Genomic DNA, 443 nt, shown 5'->3' on the forward strand with positions numbered 1-443 from the left:
GTTAACAGCACAAAATTCCTGGGTGTCAGGACCGGTTGGCGCAGCTTCAGAAAAGAATCTAACTGTGGTTTTACTTCGGTTAGTTTCACAATCCCCTTCAGGAGAATAAATAGCTGCAAAATAGTCTGTGTTATTTACCAGAGGAGTGGAAGGGTCTAGTGCGTCCTGTGATGTGCGACTTAAGTACCACCTCACATTATTCTCGTTCTCAGCATTAGTTCTTAAATCACCAACAGTAAGATCAGGTTCATTAACATCAGCGACACAAACACCAATAACAGTTAGAGATTGTTTTCTCTCTGCCGAAGTTGTAGGAGTTGTTGATGCTTTTATCCCCAGAATTTCTGGTTCGCTAGCTATAACAACCGTAACAGAAGATCGGCAACCATCTACATCCACATAATAGGTTACACCACCCACTAAAAAGGTAGTAGCTCCAATTG

General features: G+C 42.0%; 1 protein-coding gene. It reads right to left on the reverse strand.

What is annotated here, in order from left to right; translation table 11 throughout:
• A partial coding sequence (locus HC175_RS18755; RefSeq protein WP_168139714.1) for a hypothetical protein occupies nucleotides 1-443 on the reverse strand: 443 nt, incomplete at both ends.

Source organism: Salinimicrobium oceani, from assembly GCF_012037645.1.